We start from the raw sequence: 26,124 nt of genomic DNA on the forward strand, positions 1-26,124 counted from the left end.
AGTGGAATTTCCATTGAAACCATTTCAATTATAACCTGCGTTACTATGGGCTTTGCCATTTTGCTGGCGTATAGCTTTAAACGAAGATAACAACCGGAATTTAAATACTAAGGCACCTCTCAACTTTTGGGAGGTGATTTTGTTTTTTTAGAATTTTAAGTAAATGATTGACATTTCATTAAAATATAATAAATTTCAAAAAAGTTTCCTTTCGCAATTAATACGCCATGAAAAAAACACTTTTGTCAGCCTATTTATCTTTGCTTATTTTGAGCTGTACCCACAAAAAAGAAAATGTTCAACAGGTAAACAGGGATAATCCAAGCCCTACCATGGCAATCCCACTTGAATATCTTGAAAATTATCCGGCAATAAAAGACTCTTCCTTATTTATCAGGAATCTTCAGCAGGCTTTTGGTCTCCATATTCATGAAATTTCTGTTCAGCAGAGAGGTGAAAAAATAACAGCATTCAAAAAGGTGAAAATCAATGGTTCAGATCAGGAGTATTATTTTATTGAGTATGATTGGAAAACCGGACCTAATTCTGAATATCCATGGAAAAACCAACTCTTACTAACACAAGAAGGGAAGCTTGTTAAAATATTATCAGCAGAACGGTATGAATTTGTTTCTATTTTCCCAAAACAAAATCCACACTTACTGACAACTTTGGTCACAGCACATGGAAACGGAGGTCATGAAATTTACAAAATAACAGCAGACTCTTTAGAAGGTATTTATGGGAGTAACGTCAGAACATATGATGCTCATGAAGACAACAAAATTTATGAACCTTACGAGCTGCAATTAAAGATTAAAGACTACAATAATGACGGATTTAATGATATTGCTTTCGTGGGAAAACTAGTATTGATCCAGAGGCGGACACCGGATGGATTCTGGTATGACAGCACAACAATAGATGGCAGAGAAATCAAATATTCTGTTGATAGTCCTTACAAAAAAATTCCTGTAGAATATATTTTTCTTTACGATCAAAAAACAGGGCATTTTAAGTCAAAAGGAGATTATAGAGAGAAATAGAAAATTGAGATTGCTTCGCTACTCTCGCAATGACAATGACAATGACAATGACAATGACAAGGCTCATAATTTGTCGGAAAAATACATCGTTTAAGCTTGGCTGAGTGGAACGCCTTTGCGAACGGTGAAACAATTAGTAGTCGAAAAATCCTTGCGACAATTGCGTTAAAGAGATTGCTTCGCTACGCTCGCAATGACTATAAAAACAAAAATCCCTCTCATTACTGAAAGGGATTTTTTATAGTTAAAAAACTGAGATTACATATAAGCTTCAATCGGCTCACAAGTACATACTAAGTTTCTGTCTCCGTAAGCTTCATCTACTCTTGATACAGAAGCGAAGAACTTGTGGTCTCTTACCCACTCTAACGGATAAGCAGCCTTTTCTCTGCTGTATGGCTTATCCCATGAGTCAGAGATTACCAGCTGTTCTGTGTGAGGAGCATTTTTCAATACGTTGTTTGTTGCATCTGCTTCACCGTTGGCAATTTCATCGATTTCTTTTTTGATAGAAATCAATGCTTCAGCAAAACGATCAATTTCAGCCTTACTTTCAGATTCTGTAGGCTCAATCATTAGTGTACCGGCAACCGGGAAAGAAACGGTAGGAGCATGGAAACCATAATCCATTAATCTCTTCGCCACATCAGCCACTTCAATTCCTAAAGATTTGAACTGACGGAAATCTACGATACATTCGTGAGCTACTCTTCCGTTTTCGTTTGAATATAAGATTGGGAAATGTTCTGCTAAAATTTCTTTCAGGTAGTTAGCATTCATGATCGCATGTCCTGTAGCCTTTTTAAGACCTTCAGTTCCTAGCATTTTGATGTAAGCATAAGAAATGTTAAGGATCAATCCTGAACCGTAAGGTGCTGCAGAAATTCCTTCGATAGCTTCTTTAGAACCGATTCTGATATTCGCGTTAGAAGGAAGGAAAGGTACTAAGTGTTTAGCAACACAGATTGGACCTACTCCAGGACCTCCACCACCGTGAGGAATAGCGAAAGTTTTGTGAAGGTTAAGGTGGCAAACGTCAGCTCCGATGTTTCCAGGACTTGTAAATCCTACCTGAGCGTTCATGTTCGCACCATCCATATATACTTGTCCTCCGTGCTCGTGGATAAGGTTGGTAATTTCTTTAATGTTAGCATCAAAGAATCCGTAAGTAGAAGGATAAGTGATCATTACAGCTGATAAATTCGCTGAATGAAGTTCTGTTTTAGCTTTAAGATCTTCGAAGTCGATTTCACCGTTTTCAAGGTTTTTCACAACTACGATTTTCATTCCTGCCATTGCAGCAGAAGCCGGGTTTGTTCCGTGTGCAGATTGAGGGATCAATACTACATTTCTGTGGTGGTCTCCTCTTGAGATATGATATTCTCTGATTACCATTAATCCTGCGTACTCACCCTGAGCTCCGGAGTTCGGCTGAAGAGAAGTTCCTGCAAAACCTGTAATTTCTGCTAAGTCTTTCTCCAGTTCACGGATCATTTCCTGGTAACCTTCAGCCTGATTTACAGGTACGAATGGGTGAATTGCACCCCAGTTTTCCCAGGAAAGCGGCAACATCTGAGTTGCTGCGTTCAGTTTCATGGTACAAGATCCTAAAGAAATCATTGAATGAGTCAATGATAAATCTTTTCTCTCAAGACGCTTGATGTAACGCATCAATTCTGTTTCCGTGTGATATTTATTGAATACTGATTCTGTAAGAATTTCGTCTTTTCTTAAGTTTTCTTCCGGAATGCTGTATCCTTCTTTGATTTCTAATTTGAAAGTCTGCTTGTCTTTGAACTGAGCGAAAGAAGCCATCAGATAGTTTAATTTCTCTAATGTTGTACTTTCGTTGATCGCAATACTTACTACACCTTCTGTAAAGTAGTTTAAGTTTAATCTGTGATCAAGCATCAGTCTTACTAATTTTGCTTTCTCTTCCTCAGGCATCGTAATCTTTACAGTATCGAAGATTGGCTCTTCTACTACCTGATATCCTAATGCTTTAAGGCCTCCTTTCAAAGCGTTTGCTTTAAAGTGGATCTGATCAGCGATATAGTTTAATCCTTTTGGTCCGTGGTAAACAGCATACATTCCTGCCATTACAGCCAAAAGAACCTGAGCTGTACAGATGTTTGAAGTAGCTTTCTCTCTTTTGATGTGCTGCTCTCTTGTCTGTAATGCCATTCTTAACGCACGTCTTCCGTACATATCCTGAGAAACTCCAATGATTCTTCCAGGGATATCTCTTTTATAGTCTTCTCTACAAGCAAAGAAAGCTGCGTGAGGACCTCCGTATCCTAATGGAATACCAAATCTCTGTGTAGTTCCTACTGCACAGTCAGCTCCCATTTCAGCAGGAGATTTTAGCTTAACCAAAGCCATAGGATCACAGGCAACAGCTACCTGAAGATCAAGTTTTTTATATTCTACAATATCTTCAGTATAATCTAAAACGATTCCGTTTTTACCTGGGTATTGTAATAAAACTCCATAATAAGAACCATCAAACTGGTGTGTTTTGTGATCTCCTACTACAATTTCTATTTCTAATCCTTCAGCTTTTGTTTTTAATACAGAAACTGTTTGAGGAAGTACAAGCTCAGAAATGAAGAACTTATTCGCTCCTGCTTTTTTCTGATCTTTAGATCTGTTGTTGAAGAACATATGCATGGCTTCAGCAGCAGCAGTAGATTCATCCAATAACGATGCGTTAGCCAGTCCAAAACCGGTAAGATCACATACTACAGTCTGGAAATTAAGAAGAGCTTCAAGTCTTCCCTGTGCAATTTCTGCCTGATATGGAGTATATGCCGTATACCAGCTAGGATTTTCAAAAATATTTCTCTGGATTGCTGAAGGTAAAAGTGTATTGTGATATCCAAATCCGATATAACTAGTATAATCAGTATTTTTAGATGCCAATTCTTTTGAGTGGTTCAACATTTCGTATTCAGAAAGTGGTTCCGAGATCTCAAGATCTTTCTCTAAACGGATAGAAGAAGGGATGGTTTGAGAAATTAACTCTTCAATACTAGAAACGCCAAGTTTCTCCAACATCGCCTGTTTATCGGCTTCATTAAGGGAAATGTGACGGCTCACAAACTGTTCTGTATTCATTTTTATTTATTAGATTTTGTTTGTAAAAAGATGGGTAAAATTACAATTTTTTGAACGATTGTACAAGAGCATATCCGGAGTGATAATTCACAAAAATATTTGTGATTTTTATCACAATTTGTTTTTATCAAGCTTCAGGTAAAGTTAACATTAGTTTCAACAATCATATTCACTATTCTATACATAATATACAATAAAAACTTCAATTCATATTTAATTAAACACCTTTACCAATATTAAAATACTATAAGTTTTTCAACAGATCCTATCTTATTGAGGAAACTTGGTTTCAAAAGAACTGTAATAGTGAATTTTATTCAAAATGTAAACTTAAGCCTCATTTATCATGAATGTAAAAGGTTATGATCAGTAAAATGTAAGTTGATTAATTCCTGCTAAAGCAATTCAACACTGCTATACATCAGGTTTAAAGAATTTTATGAAATTTTATTAATTATATTTATTCTAAATTAATATATTTGCAGCATGAATATGATTGTCCCATTTAAAGTTCCGCCTTTGGCTCCTTACTCATTCAATAACGAAGAGATGTTCTGTGAAAAGAAATCATGCTGTAAAAAATTCAAGAAAGGGAAAAGATGTAAAAAGTGCCCTGGAAGAAAGAAAATGGCATAAACTCAATTAGCTGAAGTTTTTTATCAGCATATAGATAGCAATCGCCAGGATAATAATTCCCCAGATCAGCATCATCATCTTAGGCTGACCCGACCTGTTAATTCTTGTTCTGGGCTGCGGCTTAAACATTTCTTCCACCGAATTTTTGAACTTTTCAGAATCGTTTTCAAAAACTTCTGTGATGGTAATTCCCTGAACAACCGTTTTGTGCAAAAGAGAATTGGTTGCATGAAGCAAAAGCTGGAATTTTCCGTCTTTAAATTCTGTGATCTTAAAGATCCTCTCTCCATACGGCTTTTCCAATCCGAAAGGCAATACTTTCACCACATCAGCATTGCTCGTCTGCCAGTTGATGATAATTTCCTCTCCTTTTTTCGCATGAATTTTATTCGCTGTAAAAGTTTTAATAGCCGGCGGAATATTATACCTGAAACTTCGCTGATGATTTTCTAAATTCTGATCATATGTACGTCTGAGTGCACGATCACTTAAGGTTTCATAAGCTTCCTGAATTTCGCGGAAACGGTCAGCAAAAAAGTCGTCATTGTCATTTTTATCGGGATGATATTTTAAAGACAGTTTTCGATAGGCTTTTTTGACGTCTTCTTCTGAAGCATCCTGTGATATACCGAGAAAATAGTAGTAATCTTTCATTGAGCATGACAAAAATAAGGATTTATTTTTCTTTGTGTTTGATGTTTACGGTAAATTTTGTTGAAAGTATGTATCAAAAAGTCATTGCGAACCGAAGGTGAAGTAATCTTAATACAGCTCATAATCTATAGGTTGGTAAACGCAAGGACGCAAAGTTTTTTACAGCTACCTGCATATTTTTAAGACGCAAAGATTTTATCTCCGATAAAATTGTACTTCACTAAAAATGAATTTGTTATTCCAAAGGTCCCGCTGTCATTGCGAACCGAAGGTGAGGCATTCTCAATATAGCTCGTAATTTATTGGTTGGAAAACGCAAGGATGCAAAGTTTTTTTACAGCTACCTGCATGTTTTTAAGGCGCAAAGATTTTATCTCCGATAAAATTTCAACGGCGAGTTTGTCATTCCGAGCAAAGCAAGGAATCTCAACTTCATATTAAAGGTATTTCCCACAGATCCCGCAAATTACCCAGATCATTTCGTAGTAACTTCAATCATAAGAACTGAACGGTAATAGACCGACCGTAATTATTTACGGGAAATCCAATCCTTAGTGGGAACAATCCAGTCATTGAGGGCTTTGAAAAGAAAACCATGGTTCAGTCCTGTAGTAAGCTCTATTTCTTTAAAATCCTTAATGCCGGATCTGATCAATCTCTGTTCCTGAGACATCTGCACATGCCCATCATCTGATTTCTCCGTAATGGAAAGAATCCTTCCGTACAACCTGAAATTTTTATCTTTTTCCAAAGAATCATCTTTAAAACTGGCTCCAATGAAGACAAACTTCAATTGCGGATTTTTTTCATAATAAGACACATATTGTGCAATATATCCTCCCTGCGAAGTTCCTACAACGGTAATCCTTCCGGCAGGAATTCCTTTTTTCATCAGGCTGTCAATCTGCTTCTTTACTTTTTCAGCATACACTGACGGATCTGTGTCTGCTTTTCTTTTCTCAGAAATAACAACCGTATTTTGATCTCTTAGCCTGTTGAGTATTGTTTGATATTCTGCAACACCATATCTGGGATGTTTTTCCTCAAAAGAATGATCTTCCAGAAATTTATTATGCAAAAAGAAAACATATTGTTGTTGTTGTTGTTGTTGTTGTTGTTGTTGTTGTCCGGACTTTTGTCCATATATGATGATTGAGAAAAACGAAAATAGCACAAAGAAAATATTCTTACACTTTATCATAGCAGGAAAAGGATTTAGTGACAACAAATATACTGTTAAAAGCCCTTACAGGAAGTATTTTAAATAAAAATTCCGGCGCGGGAAGCAGAGCTTCCCGCGCCGGAATGTAACAATTTCAATTTAGTTTTACTTTTTCTTATGCTTCGCAGATATTATCCTTTTTGCAGCATCTTGAATGAAATTCTTTTTTGAATTTCCCTTTCAGTTCCTGATAGTCTTCGTCGTTCATTTCTCTGATCTTATCTGCCAGTCCGAAAGGTGACTTTTCTTTAATTCCGTACTCATCAAAAATACCTTTGATAAATCTTTTTCTTTGTATTGCTTTTTTAGCGATTAAGGCTACACCTACAACGGCCAATGCTCCAAGAGCTCCTTTTAATGCTGAATTTTTCATTTTTTCAAAATTTTAAATTTTACTACTTCTTGTTTTTTATAGAGACGAATGAATTTTAATTTTACTTTACTACTTCTTAAAATTTTCAAATTATTCGTTGTTTCTGTTGAAGAATCCACCGGAGCATTTATTTCTCCAGACTTCCTTGAATTTCTCTCTTTCCTCAGGGGATAAACCTGCCATTTTCTCTCTCATCTTTCTTTCCTTGAAATCTCTCACTCCCTTACCGAAATGGAAACCTCCGAAAAGAATTTTGCTTAAGATCAGTATTCCCATGGCCTGCCAGAAAGTAATCGTTTTTGCTCCTAAAATCTCCGGAAGAAGGCAGTTCCAAAGCATCATTACAATCCATGTAACGGCAGCTAAAATTAATGGCGGGCATAGCAATAAAAAAATCCAACCCTTTTTGTGTTTATGATTCATAATTTCTTTTTCTAACTTTTTAAATCTTCGTATAATTTTCTCAATCTGTTTCTCAAATGCTTCACAGCATAGTTTTTTCTACTGATGATAGTTTTGATGTTTTCTCCCTGTTCATCGGCAATCTCCTGGAGGGTTTTGTCGTTCAGTTCGTTTTCTACGTAGACCAGTCGTTGTTTTTCGGGAAGTTCGTCAAGCGCTTCAAACAGTTTTTTCCAGATCTCATCCTGAAACATCTTCACTTCAGGTCCCGCGCTTTCATCCATCAATAAGATATCCTTGATAGAAAAACTGCCGTCTTCATCCTCATATACGAAATCTTCAAGATTTTCTGTTTTCTTTTTCCGGTAACGGTCTGTAATTTTATTTGCCGTTACCCTATACAGCCACCCACCAACATTTACGATCTCCGAAATATTCGTCAGGCTACTGAACTGATACCACACCTCCTGCAGAATATCTTCCGCATCCTCCGTGTTTTTCACTTTCGGACGAATATAGGACATCAGCTTCCCTCCGTAGTTGGAAACGGTCTGTGAGATGATGCTTTCTTTCTCCTTCTGTGGCATTGTTATTTTTTCGACAACCTCCATATTGATATGACGGTTAGCCTTTTGGTTTTACTTTAATAAATTTAAAATATTTTTCTTAGAAATCAGTTTTTCTTTTATCCATCAACATTTTTATCTTCTCAATTATTCCCGGATTACTCATTACTCATTACTCATTACTTATTACTCATTGCTTATGTTTAAAGGAGCTTATTCCCGCTATCCGCTCATACTCCTCACGCCAAACTATTCCCCAACCTCACCTCCGACGTTCCCACTCATGCTCCGGGGTAACCGCTGCTATCGGGGCTAAGAGTATCAATGATGATTGATAAGCAATGAATGATAAAATCTTTGTATTTCCATATATATTTTTTTTGGTTGGAAAACGCAAGGGCGCAAAGTTTTAATCATTATTATGTATAATGGTAAGGCGCAAGAAAATCAAAGATTTTCAGCAAGTGAGATTCTTTTTATTTTCTTGTAGATCATTGTAAATCAAGGGTTATTAAACAGTTTTTATCAATACCTGTATAATTAACAAGAAGAGCTATTTTCAACACAAAGCCTGGATTCTTCGCTTCGCCCGGAATGACAAATGCTCCGTTGAAATATCCGTAAAATCTTTAGAACTGTACAATTTTATCGGAGATAAAATCTTTGCGACTTAAAGCATACCGTTTGTAAAACTTTAGCGACTTTGCGCTTTTCCAACTCCATTTATAGACTTATATATTATATTGAGATTGCTTCGCTTTGCTCGCAATGACTTTGTCATAAAAAAAACGGAAGACCTAAGTCCTCCGTTCAATAGTATTTAATTTAATAGTTTACTTATTAAAATTTTCTGCAAAGAATCCCAACATCGATTTGTAAAGCTCTATTCTGTTCGGCTCTTTTCCAAATCCGTGTCCCTCATCATATTTTACCAGATAAGGCACTTCAAAACCTTTGGCACGCATCGCTTTTACGATCTGATCAGATTCATTGATATTTACCCTTGGATCATTGGCTCCCTGCACTACAAATAAAGGTTTCTTAATCTTATCAATCTGGAACACCGGAGAAACTTCTTTAGCAATCTTCGCTTCTTCAGGGTTATCAAGATCGTACCAGATCTGTTTTACCATTTCTTTATATGGTTTCCAGTATTCCGGGAAAGAATCGAAGAAAGTAAAGATATTGGAAACTCCTACATAATCCACTCCACATGCATATAAATCCGGAGTTTTGATGAGTCCCATCAAGGTTGCATATCCACCGTGGCTTCCTCCATAAATAGCCACTTTATCTTTATCTACCCATCCTTGTTCAATGGCATATTTTACGCCGTCTTCCACATCATCCATTGCTTTTCTTCCAATCTGCTTGTAACCCGCTTTCTGGAATGATTTTCCATAGCCTCCGGAGATTCTGAAGTTCACCTGCAGCGTTGCATAGCCTCTGCTTGCAAACAACTGTGTTTCCGGATTAAATCCCCAGCTGTCTCTGATTCCCTGAGGTCCGCCGTGAGGATTTACGATCAGAGGAACTTTTTTACCTTCCAATGCCGCTTTAGGCAGAGTAATATATCCATGAATAGTCAATCCGTCTCTGCTTTTAAATTCGATAGGTCTCATTTCAGCCATATCTTCTTCTTTAAGCTGAGGCATCAGATTGTACAGAAGTTTGGTCTGTTTGGTTTTGGTATCATATTCATAATAGGTTCCGTAAAGCTTGTCACTTCCTACTACAACCAGAAGTTTATCATTATTATCATCAGAAGAAGCAATTCCAAATTCCTTGTCTCCAAACTGAGATTTTAATTTGTCGTGTATTTCCTTATAGAATTTACTTACCGGAACTGTTTCTCCTTTTGTGCCTTCATAGCTGATATAGTCAAGTTCATAGTTTCTGTTTTTACCTGCTGTGCTTATTGAACTTACATCATATACAGGATTGGAATAAATTTCTTTAATCACTGCATTTTTTTTCAGATCATACAGTACGATTCGCGCTTTATCACTGTCAAGATTCGTTACTACATATGCTTCGTCTTTATTTTTAGAATTTTCATTAAACTCGATAATACTGAAGGTATCAGACCAGTCTGCAGATTTGATCAGGTTAAATTTTCCTGTCTGCAGATCTTTATAATAGGTTTTTGTGGTTAATCCGTTTTCAAGAACGCTATAGCCTCTCAAGTTTCCATCTTTATCAAAAAGATAGTCATCGATAGGGCTGTTGACATCTTTATTTTCATACAGCTGAGTCATTTCCCCGGTAACGAAATTGATTTTAAAAGGCTCAAAGATCTGTTTGTTGTTTTTATTCATAGTAACCACAACGAAATCAGTATCTTTTACAGGAATAATAGCTTGCACTTTTACCCCGTCAAATGGTGTTAAATCCTTTTGGTTGCTTCCATCCGTATCGGTAGCATAAAGATGTATATTTTCATTTCCTCCTCTATCCTGTGTATAGAAAAGGCGTTTTTTGTTCAACCAGCCATAATTTCTGATCAGGTCATCTTTTTCAACAATAGCTTTGGTAATTTTTCCCGTGCTCAAATCTTTTACATAAACATGATTTTTTTTCTCCTGATCTTTTTCTTTATAGGAAAGATATTTCCCATCAGGAGAGATTTTAAAGGCTGAAGCTTTTGGTCTTGCAAAGTAATCTTCAACTTTATATTTAAAGTTTCCTTTATCGTAAGAAATAAGCTTTTCAAGGTTGGCCCTGGAAGAGGGTAAAGTAGGATCTCCCGGCAGTTTGGCAGTAGAACTCTGTGCGTTGGTCATAATGGTGGATAGTACAATAAGGGCTGTACCGAAAATGTTGTGATTTAGGTTCATAACTTCTGTTTTAAAGGTTAAAGTTATAGATAGCACTCATTTTTAAAACAATAGAAAACAAATGCATTTTATATAATAAGACACATTATCCCTACAAAATGTTACAATTTTATATTATTTAATTAAAAAAATATCGATTATATAAAAAAAACAGCCTTTGCAGACTGTCTTTTTTAGTGTAAATAAATTCCAAAATACCAGGTCCAGACTATCAGAATAATCTGCATAGGAATTCTTTGAGTATAAAGATATCTCATTCCCGGACCGGTGTAATCAGCTTTAAAAATATTAATCCTTTTCCTGGAAGAATTGATATTGGCTATGAAAACCAATACATAGAAAATGATCAGTAAAATAGCTGTGATTTCACGAATTGCCGGAATCATCAATCCGATTCCTGCTGCAATTTCCAGAATTCCGGTAAAATATACCCAAAACATTCCGGCAGGGATAAAATCAGGAATCATCATTGCCATGCCCTTTTGGAATTTAAAATGGGAAAAACCTGTAAATATGATAAAAACAGCCATTCCCAGGTTACCAGAAAATATAAAATCCGGCTTCCCCTGAAACAAAAAAGTCCCCAGCAAAGCCAGAATAAATGTTGCGAAAAGTATGGTGAGTAATTTCATTTTTAGGTGGCAGATATTAAGTAACAGGTATTAGTATTCAGGGTAAGATACCAACTCTAAACATTAAACATTAAACATTAAACATTAAACTTTGAACTTCATCATACTGAGCCAAGGCTAACTCCCTCGGCAAGGCTTTTTACCACCATCAGTCCTTTTGTAAAGCCTGTATTCATATGATCCTGCCATTGTTTGTCTACCTGAACTTCGGCATGAAGTTTCGTTTTTCCGTCAAAGTCTATCAGAAAGTATTTTTCATAACTTCCGTTCCATTCCATGACTTCTTTGCTCTGGGTATCTTCATTACCTTCTTTATCTACCATTCCCAGGTGTTTGAAAACAATCTGATTAGGTTCGTCCAGGCTGTCTATGGTGGAGACCATTCCTTCTCCCTGTGCATTAAGGAAATAGGTTTTCCCACCTACTTTCCAGTCGGATTTCATGACAGATCCTGGCCCGAAATACTTTGTCCATTCGCTGTACGTTTCAGGATTCCAAAGGATGTCCCATACTTTCTGCATAGGAGCATCTATTACTGTTTCGTATGATAAGGTTTCCATTTGTTTTATTTTTAGTGGTCATTGCGAGCTAAGCGAATCAATCTCAAAGCTCAATAATTTTTTCTTTAGTTCTAACTGAATTATTTACAGTTGATTTTCTGAAAGGTGCTTAACAATTGTCATTGCTTTTGGAAATTTCTCTTCAAAGAATTCTTTGAATTCTGCCGGAGTATGAACTTCTGTTCTCAGCAGAGTTCCTTCTTCGTTTTCCTCAAGAAAATAAGCTTCTGTAGCTTCTCCCCAATCCTGAGGCACTTCAATACCTTCATAAATTTCACCCAGATGCAGAAATGTTATTTCTTCGTTGGGAATCACTTTTATTACTCTGCTGTACATCCCGTTGTTTTTAGGATCAAGGAATTTAACAATATTATTTTCTTCCAGCGTTCCTTCGTAAAAAGAACCGTCTGTAAATGCTGTAGTCCATTGTCTGTAGGTAATATCGCTCCAAAGGACACTCCATACTTTTTCAGGTTCAGCATTGATTTCTATTTCGTATGATAATTTTTCCATATTTAAAGTATTAAGTGGTGGGTAATTGACTATAAGTAATTGGGTTGGAGGGTTATGCTGTAACACTTTTAACTTTTAACTTTTAACTTCTCATCTATCCTCCGACAAAATCACCGCCGTTGATATGAATAATTTCTCCTGTGATGTAACTTGCATCTTTTGAAGCAAGAAAAACATAGGCTGGTGCTACTTCAGAAGGCTGTCCCGCCCGTTTCAGCGGAGTATCTTTTCCAAATGTAGCGAGATCATCAAAAGCTTCTTTCACCAGCGGAGTCCATATAGGTCCGGGGGCAATTCCGTTCACCAGAATTTCTTTTTCTGCGAGGTTATCTGCCAAAGACCGTATAAAAGACAAAACAGCACCTTTCGTTGCCGCATAATCTATCAGGTGATCGCTTCCACGGTAAGCCGTAACAGAAGTTGTACAGATAATACGCCCTCCTTTGGTAATCATCGGAAGAAAATTTCTGGTGAATGAAATCATGGAAATGATATTGGTATCAAACGTTTCCTGAATCTGTTCATCAGAAATTTTTTCCAGACTACTTTTGGAAGTATGAATTCCTGCATTATTCACAAGAATATCAAGTTTCTTCCACTCTTTTTTAATCTTGTCTGCACATCGGATCCTGAATGCTTTCCGGGTAAGATCTCCTTTGATCAGGAGACACTTCTGCCCTTCTTTTTCAATCAGTTTTTTGGTTTCTTTAGCATCGTTGTCACTTTCTTTATAGATAATGGCAACATCTGCTCCTTCTCTGGCAAAATGAACAGCTACAGCCTGTCCTATGCCGCTGTCTCCTCCGGAAATAACTGCTTTTTTGCCTTTCAGCTTCCGGCTTCCCTGATAATCGTTCCGGATAATCTCCGGAAACAGCCCTTCTTTAGGGACTTTCGACTTAGATTGTGATTTGTTCTGCGTCTTCATAGGCAAATCTTTTCTCTAAATCACATCAAACAATACGCCGAAAATATTTAAGAATTATAAGCATCCTCCAAATCCTGGATGATAATTTTCTGCATTTTCATCATCGCCTGAACTACTTTATAGGCTTTCTCCTGATCAGAATCGTTCATTAACTGGATGAGTCTCTTAGGAACAATCTGCCAGCTTAATCCATATTTATCTTTCAGCCAGCCGCACATACTTTCTCTTCCTCCATCTGCTGTAAAGGTATTCCAGTACCTGTCTGTCTGTTCCTGGTTGTCTGTCATCACAACCAATGATATTCCTTCATTGAAATCAAACGGGTGGTCGTAGGAGTTATCCATACAGAATAAGCTGTAATTATCGATCGTAAAATGAGCATGCTGAACATTTTCTGCCGGTTCCGGAGTGTCATGCCCTTCACTTCCTGCTCCATAGGTCAATATGTTTCCTATGCTTGAGTTAGGGAACGTTTTAGTGTAAAGTTCCATTGCTTCTTTTGCTTTTCCGTTGTTTGCATGAATAAACATCAAAGTAGGAATTATTTTTTGCTCACTTGCTTTTTCACCCAGAAACAACTGCCATGTTACGCCGTATTTATCCTGAACCCATCCGTATTTCGGGCTCCATGAGTAAGATCCAAGTTCCATTAAAGCCATTCCGCCCTCCAGTAGCTGATCCCAGTATTTCTGAACTTCATCTTCTGTTTCGCAGATGACCATAAAAGAAATGGAAGCATTTTTTTTGAACTGCGGGCCTCCATTCAGAAGCATAATCCTTTGTCCAAACAAATCAATGTTCATTACAACAGGAGTATCTGCTGTGATTTCGCCTCCAAAAACTTTACAATAAAATTCTGCAGACTGCCTGGCGTCTCCATCATACCAGAGACATGGGAAAATATCGTTATTCATAATTTTAAATTTTAACAGGGAGTGATGTATTTATACTTTTAATTCTCTATACAGGAGCAAAACAGATCTAATGCCTTTACCTAAAACGATACAATTACGTTTTTACTGTAATGACATTGCATAATTCCAGTTGTATATGTATTATGCTTCTTTAAAGCAAACCTGATTTTCTTTCATGTAATTCTTCAGTTTCATCATCGCATTTTTACCAAAACCATGCAGCTGCATGATTTCTTTTTCGGAATAGTCTGAAAGTTTTTCCAAAGAATTTATTTTTTCTTTTTCTAAGGCTCTTCTCGCTGGTATTGCAATAACTCCGTGAAGGAATGCTGCTTCAGAGTCATAATTAAAAGCATACATGGAATTTAAACTCTTTGACATGATAACTAGATTGATCATGGCTACAAAAAATATTGTTAATGATTCTCAACATACTTATGGAAGTTGTTCAGAATAGCATACCAGCCATCCCTTTGCATTTCCACAGAATTTTGTTTTTCCGGATCGAAAATTTCTATCACTTTTGTTGTATTCTCATCTATTTTATCGAATACCACTTCTACTTTCCGTCCGTCCTCCAGGTGATACTTAATGACCTCATGAGGAATAATCTCATCATATACTCCTTCAAAATCGAATCCGAAACTTTTGTCTTTCGCTTCCATTCTGTTTTTGAATTTGCCCCCTACCGTAAGGTTATTTTCAGAACTAGGACACTGCCAGCTTTCATGGGCGAAATTCCATTTCGTAATATGTTTAGGTTCATTGAAATAATTCCAAACCTTTTCCACTGGTGCTAAAATTGTAATATCGATTTTAATTGGATCCATAGTTCTACATTTTTTAAAGTTAAATAAAGAGCTGCCCAAAAATGAGCATCTCTTTATTATCATTAGTTAAATATAAGATTATTTTGCAAATTGTTCATTATAGTTCACCATCCAATGAACACCATACTTATCCTGAAAACATCCGAAGTAGTCTCCCCAGAACTGATCTTCAATGGGCATTTCTATATTTCCGCCATCAGAAAGTTCTTTAAAGATCCTGTCAGCTTCACTTTTTGAATCAGGAAAAATAGATACATAATTATTATTTCCTACGGTAAGAGTCTGCCCGAATCCCGGTACAATATCGGATGCCATTAAAAGATCGCCTCCCACAGGCAAAGCAATATGCATTACTCTGTTTTTTTCTTCTTCTGAAAGGTTTTCTGTTCCGGGAGCATTTCCCATTTTATGAATTCCTCCAACGAATTCACCACCAAAAACCGTTTTGTAAAAATTGAACGCTTCTTCAGCTGTTCCATCAAAATTTAGGTATGGATTTAATTTAGCCATGATTTTTAATTTTAAAGTTATTATTATAAGATATTGTTTCTACTGTTGATCCATTAAGGATTAATTAATTTATTATGAATAAAAAACACTTAATGGTTTAAAAATTTTTCTACTTCTCTGATGGTAAAGTCTATTAGGTTGGTATCCAAACTTCCATCAAAGTCCGGCATCATATAAGTGCCATGGGTAGCTGGAAGGATCATTAACCGTGAACCGTTTACCAACCTCCACATTGCCGCAGTATGTTCCGGTTTCATCACATCCTGATCTCCACTGATAAATAATGTGGGTGATTTGATAGATGCCAGTACCTCATCACTCCAGTCTTCAAACGTCTGCATTCTTTTGCAGTCTTTCTCAAAAAGGTTTTCCAGTTTTGAAAAATCCGGATTAAGATTTAAGAAATTGATTTTGAAAGGCTCTGGTATTGATTCAAAAGTGGCTTCCTGCATTCCTTCAAAAAAACCGTCTATCATTCCGCTTCTTTTATAAAAAGCTGAGGCAACGATCAATTTTTCAACAATCTCAGGATGACGATGGGCAATCTGCATGACGGTACTTCCTCCATTACTGAATCCCCAGAATGCAGCTTTCATGATATTGAGTTCTGCTAAAATTCCGGCTACATCATCAGCATCCTGTTCAAATGTTTCAGGAATATCGCGGTGTTCACTTCTGCCATGATTCTGTAAATCTATTCCTATCAACTGAAATTTATCTTTCAGTCTTGCGATAACCTCTTTAAAATCATAGAGAATGGAAGAGCCACCACCATGGATTAAAACCAGAGGCTTTCCAGATCCATAGATTTCATAGTATAATTGGATTCCGTTGACTTTTTTATAACCTTTTTCTATTGGATTCATTGTTAATACTTAAGGTTTTCGTCTACATCATACTTCATACCCGGATAGTCTAAAATTCTTCGCATTAAGCCTATCTGACCGCACAAATAATCTTCACGACCAATACACATTCCGACAAAATTGAGTTTTGTTTCTTTAATGAATGGAATATTCATTCCTATTTCAAATATTTCATCCAGCTCCTCATCTGTTACTTCATGAAGCTTTTGAAATACTTTAGCTGAAGTGGCATGAAAATTTTCTTTTAGTTGAGCTAAAGTGGGATATTTAAAACTTTCATCCAGTGCTTTTCCCTGGAAAAACAAATCATTATACGGATCTTCTCCCTGAAGTCCAAGTACTGAACCTAAACCATAACGCATATTGACAAAGTTTCCTGCCATCCACACAATATGATTGGTTTTATTTTCAATTCTTTTCAAGGCATCTTCTTCCGAAATGCCGTCTAAAACATTCATAAAGCTTTGGGAATGCATTCTGTAAGCCGGAATGACGAGCTCCATTTTTTTTGATTTTGGTGTGTCCATTTTAATTAGAGATTAGAAGTTAGAATGTTGAAAAAACGCAAAGTCGCTAAGTATTTTACAAGCTATACGTTTTTAAGGTGCGAGGATTTTATCTTCGGTAAAATTGTACTCATCTAAAAAGGTAATACTAATATTTCAGCGTTGTACTTGTCATTCCGAGCAAAGCAAGGAATCTAAATTTAAGATGATCCCGCAGATCTTGGAAATTTTGCAGATGCTCGCATGTATTATTTTGCTTGGTCTCTTTTTCTCATTTCTGACAAGGTTAGAACTCTAAAAATACAATGTTATTTTATAGCACCCGGTTTCCCTAAAATTCTTCGGAGATAGCCCAGCTGTCCGCTGTGATAGATTTCATGAAGGCTGAGGGTTGATATATCTTTAACCATTTCAGGTTGAAAATTTTCAAGATGACCGAGTTTTGCTTCCAGCTTATCCTGAGATTGTTTCAGGTAAGATTTTAAATCTTCAGAATTCACCAGTTCGTCTTTGCGGTCCAAAGGAATTTCTCCTCTGTTATAGAAGGAAAACTTTTCGCTGTCCCACACAGATTCTTCTCCTAAAATATTCAGTAAAGGATTTCTGATGTAGATTAAATGTCCCAGAATCCAGTTCATACAATTGGCTTCACCATTAGGAAAAATCATAGATTCTTCGTGGGTGATACCATCAATATTCAAAGTAATCACATAATAGTTACTGGTTACCTGATTTTTTATGATTTCTATATCGTTTGATTGTGTCTCCATTTGATGTGTATTTATGATATGAGCAAACTATTCAGCAGGGATCTGAGAGACATCTCCATGCATTACTTCCCACTGATGGCCGTTGATATCTGCAAAACTGCTTTGATACATCCATCCGTAATCTACAGGTTCACTGTATTTCGAACCTCCGTTTTCGATAGCGGTTTTTACCATGCCATCTACTTCATCCCGGCTGTTTACCCCGATAGCGAGAAGCACCTGTGTTGTATCGCCTTTGGCAAAAGGCCTGTTGGTAAAGGTCTGAAAGAACTCTTCTTTGAGAAACATGGTATAGATATGATTTTCTTTCATTACTACACATATTGCCTTATCATCTGAAAACTGTTCATTAATAGAAAAGCCAAGCTTTGTCCAGAATTCTCTGGTTTTTTGAACGTCTTTTACGGGTAAATTGACGTAAATATCTGTAATGTTCATTTTGTAAATTTTAGTGGTGATTGTTATCCAAAATTACCAGGATATGGTAAGAATTTGCTTGCCATAGGACAAGATTTCATTTATTTGGTTTAAATTATTCTGTCGGCATTTGAGACATATCGGCAAAAGTGATATTCCAGCCATGCCCATCCAGATCCCAGAAAGAATTCTGGTACATCCATCCATAATCCTGAGGTTCTTCATGCTGCCATGCTCCGTTCTCTACGGCAGTATTTACTATTTTGTCTACTTCTTCACGACTGTTTAATCCCACGGCCACAAGAACCTGACTGGTATTTTCTTTGGCAACAGGTTTATTGGTGAAGGTCATAAAATAATCTTCCTGCAAAAACATCACATAAATGGTATCATTCAAAACAACGCATGTTGCTTTCTCGTCTGAAAACTGTTCGTTAATAGAGAAACCTACCTTAGTCCAGAATTCTTTGGTTTTCTGTACATCTTTTACCGGAAGGTTGACATAAATTTGGTTGACTTTCATTTTTCGTAATTTTAGTGTTAATCTGTAATCCAAAATTACCGAGGTGTAATGAAAATCTACTTGTCATAGGGCAAGATTTAAATTTTCTTAGGATGTGAGACAATTTCCTTACGGATACGGCTCAAAGAAGTGTCTGTAACTCCCAGATAGGAAGCAATCTGTTTCAAAGGTGCAAATTGTATGACTTTAGCTTTCTGCTCCAGCAGATTAAGATATCTTCTGGTTGCTGAGAGGGTGAACATTTCTACAGATCTCTGTTTATAGGCAAAAAGTTCCTGAGACATCCATGATCTTCCCCATTCTCTAAGGTTTGGAATTTTATGGAATAATTCCTGAAACGTATCATAATCCATCCTCCAGCATTCACAATCTGTAATACAAACGATATTTTCCTGAGACGGAACCCGCTGAAACATTGACAAAACCTCAATAATGACTTCATTTTCTACGAAAAAGTGAGTGGTTACTTCATTTCCGTTGAAATCATTAACATAGGAACGCGCCAATCCGCTTTCAAGAATATAATATTCATTGGCTGTTTTTCCTTCTTCAAGGATGAAATCACCTTTCTGGAAAGATGTTTTCTCATGAGCCTGAAATATCTCAGCAAGCTCTTCGGGAAAAAAGAAAGGGAAATCATAGCAGATTTCTAAAGCTTGATTGGTCATTGGTGTCAATTTTTTAAGTCTTTAAAAATAAAATTTTTAATTGAATTAAGAGCAAAAAACATTAAACAAAGAATGGAATGATTTTACAAAAAACCGCACACCACATTGAAATAAAAGGTATTTCTAAAGCAGATTGTTTTTAAACAGTTATTTGAAACATACTATCTCTAACCACCCGTCAAAAATTCTTTGAATTTTTGCCACCCCTCCGGAGGATGGGAATGACTATCTGCCGATATAGTAATTGTAAGCTTTTTACAGGAAATATTTTTAAAACAGGGAAAGTTGTATTGATTTGGGAGTAGTGGGTTTCTGGGCATCACCAAATACGGTCTTTCCGCCAAAACGCCAGGAATTTTGTCTTTCTTCTTCAATCACCTGCTGAATATCAAAATCCGGAGTAAAATCTTTTTCGGCATTGGCAACGATCTGGTGAAGCTTGTTTAAAGAATTCAGCTTATCAGAATTTCCTAGCTTAGATTTCTCAATCCCTTTTCTGATGATGTTGATACTTTCATCATACGTATTGACAGGGACAGGGAAAGGATGTCCATCTTTACCTCCATGAGCAAAGGAAAACCTTGCCGGATCGGCAAATCTCGATGGCGCTCCGTGAATCACTTCACTTACCAAAGCCAATGACTGCATGGTTCGTGGTCCTACTCCTTCCAGCATCAGCAAGTCTTCAAAATTCTGAGGTTGCTGCTCTCTGGTAACATACAGAAGTGCTCCCAAACGCTTCAGATCTACATCAGAAGCCTGCACATCATGGTGGGCAGGAAGAATCAATGTTGCAAAATCCTTCATTACTTCTGCGGAATCGGTATGGGAAATATCTAGAATCCCCTTTCTGTTCCCTGAAGCTTCAGCATCGGTAAGGTTAAGTATCTTTCCTCTTGAAATTCCGTTGATCCCCGTATGAGGCTGTTCTACAAAGGATTTTATATTTTCGGAATGCCAGTGATACCGCCTTGCTGTTCCATCAGACTCATGCATTCCCTGCTGAATAACACTCCAGTTTCCATTATCTGAAAGAACGAAATTGTGCAGGTACAACTGATAACCGTCCTGAATGGCTGTATTATCTACTTTTGCAGAAAGTTTACTAGCTCTTACCAGATCTGTTCCGTTGAGACCTGTTTTATCAGCTATTTTTATTAATTCTGATGGAGTTTCCCTGGAAAACCTTCCTTTTCCACCACAGATATAAAGTCCGAGAGACTGAGAATTAGGGTTAATGGAACGTTTCAAAGCACCCATCACGGAAGTGGTAATTCCTGAAGAATGCCAGTCCATTCCCATCACCGCTCCAAAACTCTGAAACCAGAACGGGTCTGCCAGACGGCGCAACACCTCATCCTTACCATAATCCATGAGAATGACTTCAATAATAGAAAGTCCCAGCATAGACATACGTTCATACAGCCATGGCGGTACTTTGCCATAGTGAAGGGGTAAATCTGCTGTTCCTGAACGTTTCATTATATTTTTAAAATGTAAAGGTAGGTTTATTCCCCTTTATTTTTAATGATCCGGATCATTAATAATGACCCATTACGGTAAAAGATGTGGCCCTGTGAAATTATTTTATTGGTGAGACAGTATATTGATCAGCTTTTGAAATGGATCTTTAACAAAAAATCTGCGGACTCCCCATTCTTCATTGGTGAGCTCGTAGTTGATTTCAAAGCCTGCATTTTTCATTTTCTCATAAATTTCATCTACATTATCTACTTCAATGGAAAGATCCGGAACTTCTGTATCGTTTCCTCCCTGCTCGGCAAAACTGATCTGAACTTTTGCTTCTTCATCGTTACCCAACGTTTTAATCCATCCATGATCCATCAAAACATCCAGTTCCAAAATATCCTGATAAAACAGATTGGCTTTTGAAAGATCATCTGTTTTAATATTAGCTACGATTCTTTTTACCATTTCTGAAGTATTTTTTCATTAAAAAAGCCTTGTGAAATTACGTAAAATTTCACAAGGCTTAGCTAATTATTGTATTGTATCTTCTATTAAACGGAAGCAGCAGCTTCTAAAATCAGCTGAGTAACTTCTTCAGGATGTGAGGCCAGTGAAGCATGTCCTGCATCCAACGAAATTATTTTCTTTGGTTCAAGACGCTCTGCCATTTCTTTTTCTGTTTCCGCAGGAATCATACGGTCCTGCAGGGAGATCTGGTACCAACTTGGACGTGTTTTCCATGCCGGTTCACCCGCTACATCTCCAAAACACTGACCGTGAATAGGTTTTTGTGATAATGACATTACCAGTGCTTTTTCATCATCCAGATCCTGACAGAAAGCAGATTTGAATTCATCATATTTAATCCATAAAAAACCTTTGTTGTCCGGATAAATACTTGCTCCCCCCGGTGATTCTCTTCTTCCCAACAGGGATCCCAGACTGTCTCCGGCATCAGGTGCAAAAGCAGCAATATAAACCAGCCCTGCAACTTTATCATGATGTCCAGCTCCCGAAATAACAGCTCCTCCATAAGAATGTCCTACTAAAAGTACTTTTCCTTCCTGAGCATCGATAAGGTCTTTGGTCTTGTTAATGTCATCCTGCAGCGAAGTGAGTGGGTTCTGGACACTTCTTACTTTATAGCCCGCTTTTGTCAGTGAAGGGATAATGTATTGCCAGTGTGATCCGTCTCCCCATGCTCCGTGTACTAAAATAATGGTTAAATCTTTTTGTTCCATAATGATTGTGTTAAAATTTGATATGGTAAAGCTACGGGTTAGAACATGAGTGGACGTTAACTTAAGTTAATTAACAATCCGGCTTCTTATCCTGCTCAGTGATTGTTCTGTTACTCCCAAATAACTGGCAATATGTTTCTGGGCTATTTTCTGAAAGAGAGCAGGCTGCTTTTTGACAAGATTGAGATATCTGTTTTCAGGGGAAAAGCACAGCAGATCATCAATCCGTTTTTTAGCATCCAGATAAATCTTTTCGCTCATCACTCTTCCGAATTGCTGCCAGTAGGCTTCTTTTTTATATAAATTCTGTAAATGCTCCTTACTCAACAGCAGAATTTCGCAGTTTTCCAGCGCCTGGATGTTCATATTGGAAACAGTATCACAAAGTATACTTTCGTAATCGGTGAAAAATTCATTTTCAAAATAGAATCCGAAATTGATTTCGCGTCCCTGATCATTGATGTAGAAACTTCTGATGGTACCTTTTTTAATAAAACCAAGATATTTGCATTTCTCTCCCTGTTTGAGACAAAAATCAGATTTTAAAAGCTTTGTATCATGAAGGAGCGCATAAAATTCTTCGAAGTGTTCTGAGTCTACCTGAAAAAGTTCTCCGTATTTCTTGTAATTATTTGACATCATTTGGTGTGATTTGATTGGGTTTTATATTCAAAAAAAGCCTTGCAAAATTTTATTCACAAGGCTTTTCTATAAAAATTATTTTATTATTTCAATGCTGCAAGAGCGGCATCGTAATTAGGTTCATCGGCAATTTCCGGAACCTGCTCGGTATATACTACTTTGTTGTTTTCGTCTGTAACGATAACGGCACGGCTCAATAATCCTTTCAAAGGAGAATCTGCAATGGTCACTTCATAATCATCTCCGAAGCTGCTTCTGAAATCTGAAAGTGTTTCCACATTATTCAATCCTTCAGCAGCACAGAATCTTCCTAATGCAAAGGGAAGGTCTTTAGAAACATTGATGATAACCGTATTGTCAAGTTTTGAAGCTTCTTCATTGAATTTTCTGGAAGATGCGGCACAAGTTGGAGTATCAATACTTGGGAAGATATTGAATACTTTTTTCTTTCCGTCAAAATTTTGAAGTGTTTTCACATTCAACCCTGAATCCACCAGTGCAAAATCTTTTACAGTAGTTCCTACAGATGGTAATGCTCCTATTGTGTGTACTTCGTTTCCTTTTAAAGTGATGGTCGTGGACATAATATTTATTTTTTTATTTTTTCAAATGTAATCAAAAAAGAAAATTTTCCCGGTCTTATTATGGTTAAATTAATCTTAAAGTGAAAATAAAAACCATCTTACTGATAATCAGTTTTTCAAACAAAATTTTCCCTGTAGTTGCAGCCTGAAAAAACAAGACTTCGGACTGCCAAAGTTCAATCAGTGAAATGGTACATTTTTTTTTAGAATTAATAATAACACATCATGAAGCAATACAATTAGACCGATATAAAATTAAAGATACAAAAGCCTCTTTTTTTTATGGAAATATCTTAAATAAAACAATGATATTTACTAAATTTGTGGGACTTAAAATTTCAAATAAAAAATTACAGTATAATGTCAGAAAAATCAAAAATCTATTACACACTTACTGATGAAGCTCCAATGCTGGCTACTCACTCGTTTTTACCTATTGTAAAAGCTTTCACAAAATCAGCAGATATCGAAATCGCAGTTCCGGATATTTCTTTGGCAGGAAGAATTTTAGCCAACTTCCCTGAGTTTTTAAAAGACGACCAGAAAATTGGTGATGCTTTGGCAGAACTAGGAGAATTGGCAACGCAACCTGATGCGAACATCATTAAGTTACCTAACATTTCTGCTTCTGTACCGCAATTGGATGCAGCGATTGCTGAATTACAAGGTAAAGGTTTCGCAGTTCCAAACTATCCTGCAGAGCCTAAAAATGACGAAGAAAAAGCAATTAAAGCTAAATATGCTAAAGTATTAGGAAGTGCTGTAAACCCGGTATTAAGAGAAGGAAACTCTGACAGACGTGCTCCGAAAGCTGTTAAAAACTATGCAAAAGCAAACCCTCACAGAATGGGTAACTGGGCATCTGACAGCAAAACTGACGTAGCTCACATGAACAATGGTGATTTCTACGGTACAGAAACTTCTACAACATTAGAAAACGCTACAAAATACAGAATCGTATTCAAAGGTAATGACGGTTCTGAGTCTGTGTTAAAAGACTTCGCAGGTCTTCAGGCTGGTGAAGTAATTGATTCTTCTGTAATGAACTTAAATGCATTAAGAGCATTTGTTCAGGAAGCTATTGAGGAGGCTAAGAACAGAAATGTACTTCTTTCTGCTCACCTTAAAGCGACGATGATGAAAATCTCTGACCCAATTATTTTCGGGGCTATCGTTGAGACTTTCTTCAAAGAAGTATTTACAAAGTATGCTGAGACTTTCAAGTCTTTAGATATCAATCCAAATAACGGTCTTGCTGATCTTTTTGAAAAAATCAAAGGAAATGCTCAGGAAGCTGACATCAAAGCTGATATCGAAGCTGCGTTGGCAAACGGACCTAGAGTGGCAATGGTAAACTCTGACAAAGGAATTACCAACTTCCACGTACCTTCTGATATCATTGTTGACGCATCTATGGCTGCTCTTGTAAGAGGAGGAGGTAAAATGTGGAACAAAGACGGAAACGAAGAAGATACGGTTTGTATCATTCCGGACCGTTCTTATGCAGGTTTCTATCAGTCTGTCATTGACGATATGAAAGCACATGGAAAATTAGACCCTACCACTATGGGATCTGTTCCAAACGTAGGTTTAATGGCTCAAAAAGCTGAAGAATATGGTTCTCATGATAAAACTTTCCAATTAACTACTGACGGAACTGTAGAAGTTCAGGACGAAGCTGGAAATGTTCTTCTTTCTCAAAAAGTAGAAAAAGATGATATCTTCAGAATGTGTCAGACTAAAGATGCTCCTATCCAGGACTGGGTAAAATTAGCGGTAAACAGATCAAGATTATCTGATACTCCTGCCATCTTCTGGTTAGACAAAGGAAGAGCTCACGACAGAGAAATCATCAAAAAAGTAGAGAAATATCTTGCTGATCATGATACAACAGGTCTTGACATCAGAATTCTTGATGTAAAAGATGCTATGACTGAAACGTTGAAGAGAGCCAGAGAAGGTAAAGACACGATCTCTGTTTCCGGAAACGTATTGAGAGATTATTTAACAGACCTTTTCCCAATCCTTGAGCTTGGTACTTCTGCAAAAATGCTTTCTATTGTTCCATTGATGAACGGTGGTGGTTTATTTGAAACAGGTGCCGGAGGTTCTGCTCCTAAACACGTTGAGCAGTTCTTAGAAGAAGGATATTTAAGATGGGATTCTCTAGGTGAATTCTTAGCACTTCAGGCTTCTTTAGAGCACCTGGCACAAACTCAGGGGAACACAAAATCTCAGGTTTTAGCTGATGCATTGGATGAAGCTAACGCTAAATTCTTAGCTACAGATAAATCTCCTGCAAGAAAAGTAGGACAGATCGATAACAGAGGTTCTCACTTCTATTTAGCAATGTACTGGGCTGAAGCACTAGCTAACCAGACTGCTGATGCTGAACTGGCTGCTCAGTTTGCTCCTGTAGCTCAGGCTATGCAGGAAAATGAAGAAGTAATCAATGCAGAATTAATTGGTGCTCAGGGTAAACCTCAGAACATTGAAGGATACTACAAAACTGATACGTATAAAACATATGCAGCAATGAGACCTAGCACTGTTTTAAATGAAATCATTGACGGAATCTAATTTTTCGTTTTGATATAAATGAAAGCTCCTTTTTTAAGGGGCTTTTTTTGTGGATATAATCTGCGTAGTAAACCACCCCGTCAAAAATTCTTTGAATTTTTGACACCCCTCCAAGGG

The 26,124-nt window shown here is 37.0% G+C and carries 29 protein-coding genes; 3 read left to right on the forward strand and 26 right to left on the reverse strand.

The window, feature by feature from the left end:
- Positions 1–227 precede the first annotated feature (227 nt).
- The gene (locus tag J2786_RS08345; protein ID WP_047433531.1) at positions 228–1,046 is read left to right on the forward strand and encodes a hypothetical protein; all 819 of its coding nucleotides are present in this window, start codon (positions 228–230) and stop codon (positions 1,044–1,046) included.
- 258 nt (positions 1,047–1,304) lie between these two features.
- On the opposite strand, the gene gcvP is transcribed toward J2786_RS08345, so the two are convergent.
- Positions 1,305–4,163 (reverse strand): aminomethyl-transferring glycine dehydrogenase, encoded by a 2,859-nt coding sequence (gene gcvP / locus J2786_RS08350; RefSeq protein ID WP_310024714.1) that lies wholly within the window; start codon positions 4,161–4,163, stop codon positions 1,305–1,307.
- Between the two features lie 486 nt (positions 4,164–4,649).
- Here gcvP and J2786_RS08355 point away from each other — a divergent pair, with 486 nt between their 5' ends.
- A complete protein-coding gene (locus J2786_RS08355) occupies positions 4,650–4,799 on the forward strand; it encodes a hypothetical protein (RefSeq protein ID WP_164723264.1) in 150 nt (49 codons plus the stop codon).
- Positions 4,800–4,805: 6 nt separating this feature from the next.
- On the opposite strand, the gene J2786_RS08360 is transcribed toward J2786_RS08355, so the two are convergent.
- The 25 genes from J2786_RS08360 to tpx all read right to left on the reverse strand — a co-directional run bounded on the left by J2786_RS08360 (position 4,806) and on the right by tpx (position 23,427).
- Complete coding sequence (locus J2786_RS08360) at positions 4,806–5,453, reverse strand: J domain-containing protein (protein ID WP_310024717.1); 648 nt, start codon at positions 5,451–5,453, stop codon at positions 4,806–4,808.
- Between the two features lie 529 nt (positions 5,454–5,982).
- On the reverse strand, positions 5,983–6,531 hold the full coding sequence (locus tag J2786_RS08365) for a lipase family protein (RefSeq protein ID WP_310024719.1): 549 nt from the start codon (positions 6,529–6,531) through the stop codon (positions 5,983–5,985).
- Positions 6,532–6,790: 259 nt separating this feature from the next.
- Complete coding sequence (locus J2786_RS08370) at positions 6,791–7,048, reverse strand: hypothetical protein (RefSeq protein ID WP_142016923.1); 258 nt, start codon at positions 7,046–7,048, stop codon at positions 6,791–6,793.
- 90 nt (positions 7,049–7,138) lie between these two features.
- On the reverse strand, positions 7,139–7,471 hold the full coding sequence (locus J2786_RS08375; RefSeq protein WP_047433535.1) for a hypothetical protein: 333 nt from the start codon (positions 7,469–7,471) through the stop codon (positions 7,139–7,141).
- 11 nt (positions 7,472–7,482) lie between these two features.
- Entirely contained in the window at positions 7,483–8,061 is a 579-nt protein-coding gene (locus tag J2786_RS08380) for an RNA polymerase sigma factor (RefSeq protein WP_047377580.1), read from the reverse strand.
- A gap of 788 nt (positions 8,062–8,849) precedes the next feature.
- The gene (locus tag J2786_RS08385; RefSeq protein WP_310024725.1) at positions 8,850–10,853 is read right to left on the reverse strand and encodes a S9 family peptidase; all 2,004 of its coding nucleotides are present in this window, start codon (positions 10,851–10,853) and stop codon (positions 8,850–8,852) included.
- A gap of 173 nt (positions 10,854–11,026) precedes the next feature.
- Positions 11,027–11,485, reverse strand: a complete 459-nt coding sequence (locus J2786_RS08390; RefSeq protein ID WP_047433537.1) for a DoxX family protein — start codon at positions 11,483–11,485, stop codon at positions 11,027–11,029.
- A gap of 101 nt (positions 11,486–11,586) precedes the next feature.
- Complete coding sequence (locus tag J2786_RS08395) at positions 11,587–12,045, reverse strand: SRPBCC family protein (RefSeq protein ID WP_047433538.1); 459 nt, start codon at positions 12,043–12,045, stop codon at positions 11,587–11,589.
- An 84-nt stretch (positions 12,046–12,129) separates the two neighbouring features.
- On the reverse strand, positions 12,130–12,558 hold the full coding sequence (locus tag J2786_RS08400) for an SRPBCC family protein (RefSeq protein WP_047433539.1): 429 nt from the start codon (positions 12,556–12,558) through the stop codon (positions 12,130–12,132).
- A gap of 94 nt (positions 12,559–12,652) precedes the next feature.
- The gene (locus J2786_RS08405; RefSeq protein WP_047433540.1) at positions 12,653–13,486 is read right to left on the reverse strand and encodes an SDR family oxidoreductase; all 834 of its coding nucleotides are present in this window, start codon (positions 13,484–13,486) and stop codon (positions 12,653–12,655) included.
- A 47-nt stretch (positions 13,487–13,533) separates the two neighbouring features.
- Positions 13,534–14,400 (reverse strand): VOC family protein, encoded by an 867-nt coding sequence (locus J2786_RS08410; protein WP_047433541.1) that lies wholly within the window; start codon positions 14,398–14,400, stop codon positions 13,534–13,536.
- A gap of 141 nt (positions 14,401–14,541) precedes the next feature.
- Positions 14,542–14,781, reverse strand: coding sequence for a helix-hairpin-helix domain-containing protein (locus tag J2786_RS08415; RefSeq protein ID WP_226798657.1), 240 nt, complete (start codon positions 14,779–14,781; stop codon positions 14,542–14,544).
- A gap of 35 nt (positions 14,782–14,816) precedes the next feature.
- A complete protein-coding gene (locus J2786_RS08420) occupies positions 14,817–15,230 on the reverse strand; it encodes an SRPBCC family protein (protein WP_047433542.1) in 414 nt (137 codons plus the stop codon).
- Between the two features lie 78 nt (positions 15,231–15,308).
- Entirely contained in the window at positions 15,309–15,740 is a 432-nt protein-coding gene (locus J2786_RS08425) for a VOC family protein (protein WP_047433543.1), read from the reverse strand.
- Positions 15,741–15,829: 89 nt separating this feature from the next.
- Positions 15,830–16,606 carry an alpha/beta fold hydrolase gene (locus J2786_RS08430; RefSeq protein WP_047433544.1) on the reverse strand — a complete coding sequence of 259 codons (777 nt, stop codon included), beginning with the start codon at positions 16,604–16,606 and terminating at the stop codon, positions 15,830–15,832.
- A gap of 2 nt (positions 16,607–16,608) precedes the next feature.
- Positions 16,609–17,109 (reverse strand): DinB family protein, encoded by a 501-nt coding sequence (locus J2786_RS08435; RefSeq protein WP_310024731.1) that lies wholly within the window; start codon positions 17,107–17,109, stop codon positions 16,609–16,611.
- A gap of 311 nt (positions 17,110–17,420) precedes the next feature.
- Positions 17,421–17,882, reverse strand: a complete 462-nt coding sequence (locus J2786_RS08440) for a DinB family protein (RefSeq protein ID WP_310024734.1) — start codon at positions 17,880–17,882, stop codon at positions 17,421–17,423.
- 27 nt (positions 17,883–17,909) lie between these two features.
- Positions 17,910–18,320, reverse strand: coding sequence for a VOC family protein (locus tag J2786_RS08445; RefSeq protein ID WP_047433547.1), 411 nt, complete (start codon positions 18,318–18,320; stop codon positions 17,910–17,912).
- A gap of 94 nt (positions 18,321–18,414) precedes the next feature.
- Positions 18,415–18,822 (reverse strand): VOC family protein, encoded by a 408-nt coding sequence (locus J2786_RS08450; protein ID WP_047433548.1) that lies wholly within the window; start codon positions 18,820–18,822, stop codon positions 18,415–18,417.
- 77 nt (positions 18,823–18,899) lie between these two features.
- Positions 18,900–19,490: a Crp/Fnr family transcriptional regulator gene (locus tag J2786_RS08455; protein ID WP_052187084.1), complete on the reverse strand. Its 591-nt coding sequence runs from the start codon at positions 19,488–19,490 to the stop codon at positions 18,900–18,902.
- A gap of 270 nt (positions 19,491–19,760) precedes the next feature.
- Positions 19,761–20,972, reverse strand: coding sequence for a DUF763 domain-containing protein (locus J2786_RS08460; protein WP_310024737.1), 1,212 nt, complete (start codon positions 20,970–20,972; stop codon positions 19,761–19,763).
- Between the two features lie 105 nt (positions 20,973–21,077).
- Positions 21,078–21,425, reverse strand: coding sequence for a VOC family protein (locus J2786_RS08465; RefSeq protein WP_047433550.1), 348 nt, complete (start codon positions 21,423–21,425; stop codon positions 21,078–21,080).
- An 86-nt stretch (positions 21,426–21,511) separates the two neighbouring features.
- Complete coding sequence (locus tag J2786_RS08470; RefSeq protein WP_310024740.1) at positions 21,512–22,201, reverse strand: alpha/beta hydrolase; 690 nt, start codon at positions 22,199–22,201, stop codon at positions 21,512–21,514.
- Between the two features lie 66 nt (positions 22,202–22,267).
- Positions 22,268–22,843, reverse strand: a complete 576-nt coding sequence (locus tag J2786_RS08475) for a Crp/Fnr family transcriptional regulator (protein WP_310024742.1) — start codon at positions 22,841–22,843, stop codon at positions 22,268–22,270.
- A gap of 83 nt (positions 22,844–22,926) precedes the next feature.
- Entirely contained in the window at positions 22,927–23,427 is a 501-nt protein-coding gene (tpx, locus tag J2786_RS08480) for a thiol peroxidase (protein ID WP_310024744.1), read from the reverse strand.
- 360 nt (positions 23,428–23,787) lie between these two features.
- Between tpx and J2786_RS08485 the strand changes: the two genes are divergently transcribed.
- A complete protein-coding gene (locus tag J2786_RS08485; protein ID WP_310024747.1) occupies positions 23,788–26,007 on the forward strand; it encodes an NADP-dependent isocitrate dehydrogenase in 2,220 nt (739 codons plus the stop codon).
- The last annotated feature ends 117 nt before the right edge of the window (positions 26,008–26,124 follow it).

The organism is Chryseobacterium vietnamense (assembly GCF_031454475.1).
In the GTDB taxonomy this organism is placed as follows: domain Bacteria; phylum Bacteroidota; class Bacteroidia; order Flavobacteriales; family Weeksellaceae; genus Chryseobacterium; species Chryseobacterium vietnamense.